At 28.1% G+C, this 3761-nt stretch carries 5 protein-coding genes; all 5 read right to left on the reverse strand.

All coding sequences use genetic code 11. The features are described 5' to 3' along the window. Positions 1–571: 571 nt before the first annotated feature. The 5 genes from FGQ66_RS14810 to FGQ66_RS14825 all read right to left on the reverse strand — a co-directional run bounded on the left by FGQ66_RS14810 (position 572) and on the right by FGQ66_RS14825 (position 3394). The gene (locus FGQ66_RS14810; protein WP_138302649.1) at positions 572–733 is read right to left on the reverse strand and encodes an XRE family transcriptional regulator; all 162 of its coding nucleotides are present in this window, start codon (positions 731–733) and stop codon (positions 572–574) included. Positions 734–914: 181 nt separating this feature from the next. Further along, entirely contained in the window at positions 915–998 is an 84-nt protein-coding gene (locus FGQ66_RS15900; protein WP_219336905.1) for a putative holin-like toxin, read from the reverse strand. A 110-nt stretch (positions 999–1108) separates the two neighbouring features. Beyond that, positions 1109–2293, reverse strand: coding sequence for an AbiH family protein (locus FGQ66_RS14815; protein WP_138302650.1), 1185 nt, complete (start codon positions 2291–2293; stop codon positions 1109–1111). Between the two features lie 395 nt (positions 2294–2688). Beyond that, positions 2689–2952: a helix-turn-helix domain-containing protein gene (locus FGQ66_RS14820; RefSeq protein WP_002335342.1), complete on the reverse strand. Its 264-nt coding sequence runs from the start codon at positions 2950–2952 to the stop codon at positions 2689–2691. A gap of 112 nt (positions 2953–3064) precedes the next feature. Beyond that, positions 3065–3394: a hypothetical protein gene (locus FGQ66_RS14825; RefSeq protein WP_104885562.1), complete on the reverse strand. Its 330-nt coding sequence runs from the start codon at positions 3392–3394 to the stop codon at positions 3065–3067. Positions 3395–3761 lie beyond the last annotated feature (367 nt).

Here is a 3761-nt window from a genome sequence, read left to right on the forward strand (position 1 = left end):
ACTGAAATCAAGGTATTATTGGGAATCCCAGCTTAAATCATAGATACCGTAAGGGATTTTATTCTTTATTTAAAACTTTGCAACAGAACCTATCGTATTATGTTATTATGTTACCGTTGTGGCGAAAGCCATGACGGTGAAGGAGCCTAGCTGTTACCTAGGTCTTGTGGCTTTCTTAGCGTCGACGGGTTACCAGCCCTGAGCGGAAAGCCTTCCTTCATTTTTTTTGTTTTCAAACGTACACAATTGACTGTGTCAAAAATCACAATCAACTCGCTTTAGACTTTACCCTTGTTTAAAATAATTGTCAAGAGCAAAAACTAAAAATAATATCACATGTAAAATCCACCCAAACGAATCTTACAAAAAAATTCTAGCATAACACCCTAAAATATGCAAACGCACGTTCGCTTTAGTTTGAACACCAATGATAGCACGTCATAATCGTAGGTTTTAAGAGCATAATCGTAGAGTTAAATTACAACATGGAAAGAAAACAGTGAGTTCTTTTTCATAAAAATTCCTAAACAAAATCACAAGAAAATAAAGAATTATATCGGAGAATAACTCCCTAAGCCTCCAGATCATTTTCATCAATTGAATTAACAGTGTCTTCATCTTCCAGCAAAGCAAGAGCAAGATTTAATTTAGCATTTTCGTTCTCAAAATTCGTTTTAAATTCTGGTTCTTTTAACCTTTTTTCTAAATAATCATCAAATTTAATGGTTCGCATTTTTTCTCCTAGCAGCAAGCTATTTGTATTTTTCACACGGAATATGGTATACTAAAGACAAGAAAAAGGAGCTATGCGCGAACATAGCCCCAATTCCTTTTGTAGAACCGTTAAAAAGACGGTGACAGTTATTAATTGTTTTTTTCAAACCATCTAACGACCTGTCAAAGTGTTTAGATGGTTATTTTTTGTCCTTATGGTCAATTATCAGCAAAACTAACGTCGCAAAAGCGATCATCAGTTGAATTGCTTCAAAAGTTGACACTTGCTTACTCCCTTCTAGGGATAAAGCTATGAACCATAGGCATCACCCCTTTTTCAAGAGATTAGCCACCATCTTTTCACTTTTCTACTTCCAAATTATACCATATATTATCATCTGATTTCTTCGATAATAAGTCTTTTTTCTAACAATAATTTATGCAACAAATTTTTTCCTTTTTTAGGATTATCAATACTAGGTGAATAAGTATATAACATTTTACTAATTTTTTGCGCTAAATCTAATTCCATATCTTCTCTAGTATAATCGCCATATTTTTTATAATAAAAAACTAATCTAATTTTTGACTGATATAACTCATAATGATCAAAAATAGTTTGAAAATATGAATAATCCAATGTACTTAAAGAATGTCCAAAAAAAACTATTTCATCAATTTCTTCTTTATCTGGTAAAATATTCTCTTGATAAGTTACAGCCAATTTTGTTTCAGTCATCTGACGAAAAGTTTTAGTAAATCTATAAATATCTTTAGTAGGATCAACATTCTCTTGATCAATACCAAAAATAATATTGTTTTCCTTAACTGTTCCATGAACATTAATTATTTTTAATTGATCCTTAAAAGGATTAGTATAATTAAAGGAAAATACTTTGTCTGAAATATGTGGAATGGAAGAAGCTTCTACCATTGCCAATAAAAGATTACAAGCTTTGCTTTCATAATCATCATTAATTATATTTCTTATATATTCAGCAAAGTTATTCTCAAAAGTTCTTAATTCATCATACAAATAATTCAAAAGATTCTTGTTTTCATATTCAATTCTATCAGGTAAAAATGAAGCTAAATGTAAACAAATTAATGTTTCTGCATTAACACTTGAAAAAACACCGCGTAAAGTTTTTTTTATCATATTCAAATTGGGAAATTTAGTATCTTCATCTGTAAAACAGAAGAAATCTAACATTTTTTGTTCTATATCTTGCCATTGTAAATCCTTTTCTGACCCACCTGAATAATAAAAAATCAAATCCCAAAAAGTTAAATTACTATCTCTAATTACTCCATATACACTATGAGTTCCTGTTCCATTATTAACTTGTAATGTTCTTCTAGTTTGAAAATAATCCTTAGGTTCTTTAACTTTAAAAATAGTATTATATCCAAATAAATCGTCACTGATCATTTGATCCCTAAAACATTGTAACGCATCATTTAATACTTCTCTAATTTCAGAAGTTATTCTGTTTTCAAAAAAAGCTTTGTATGTTGACTTTAAATTACACGCTAAATCAAATCCATTTCCTAAAATAATTAATTTTTTATTATTCAATAAAAACACTCCATACTGTTATTTTTCAAGATAGTTTACATAATCACTACTATCCCAAGTACCAGCTCTATCAAGCCTTTCCTCTACCGACTTTGTGAAAAAAAATTGGTCTAGGTAAAATCGACTTAATTTTACTCATTTTTATAATTTAAAAGTTTGTGAAATTTACATACTCAAATATACTAGAACTGTTATATTTGAGCTCATTTTAATATTCCCTTATAAACATTATGAATAATCTAGCAAACAAAAAATATAAATTACACTTCCTACTTATGATACCTCTTTACTAATAAATTTTAAATAACTTTTATATATAAGGAAAGGGATCAGTAATTTTACTGATCCCTAAGGTAATTATTTATAAAGTTTTTTGACGTGAAGTTATTTAGGATTTAAACTAACTTAATTTCTTTTTTAAAGAAGTTTGCAATTTTTAGAAGTGTTTCAAGGTTAGGATTTGTTTTACCTTTTTCAATCTTTGATATTTGTGCTTGTGTTAAACCAGTTTTATCAGCTAAATCTTTTTGTGTTAAATTTGATTCTTCTCTTAATTTTGTTAATTGTGCTATTATTTTTACTCTCTGAACAACTTCTTGATCAATATTATATTTATCTGCAAAAGGTGTTAGTTTACTAAAATTAATTTTTTCTGTCATATACAACTCCCTCCTTTAATTTATTTACCTTTATTAATATTAATAAAGGCTCTCCTTTGAAAATCTTCCTTTTTAAAAGTTTATATCGAAACCTCTATTAACCGATAAAAAATTATCGACCTGTACCATTTTTCCACTCTTCTAACTGTTTGCAAAAATCTTTATACCGTGCTTCAGCTACATCATAATGTCTATTCTCTATTTTTTGACCTTGTTTCTTTAGAAAAACTAAACAAACGATATAATCCTGCTCAATTTTATAAAGTACACGATAATGTTTCGTACCGATTCCAAAAAACTGTCGTTCTGGCTTAGCAGAGTAATAAGATCCTGAAGCCTCAAGCTGTAATAATTGAATTGATAACTTATCAAACTCTCTACTGTTCTTTCTCTCAAGTTTTTTTAAATCCTTGTCAATAAAATCCGTCACTAATTTTTTCATAAATAAACACCTTTGATTTTCAAAGGAGAATTACGATAGCTTACAAAACATAATATATACTATTATGCATATTATGTCAAGTTATATATTAAATGATTTCTTTAAAATAATCTTCTAACTTAGCATTTACTATAGAATTAATACGTTCAGGCATATTATTAGTATTACACTTAACAAAATCACTATAACTTTTAAAACTATCAATATAACCTAAAAAATAAATTAAAATAATAAAATCATCAACATATATACCAGTAAAAGATTTATAATATACCTCATTAAGTTGGGAAAGTCAAGTCCATAATCCTGTGTAAAATACTATACAATGTTTTACCGGTCTCTCATTGATCAAACTTAATATATTTTC

This window comes from Enterococcus sp. BSD2780061688st2 D3 (genome assembly GCF_005844145.1).
Taxonomy (GTDB): Bacteria; Bacillota; Bacilli; order Lactobacillales; family Enterococcaceae; genus Enterococcus_B; species Enterococcus_B durans.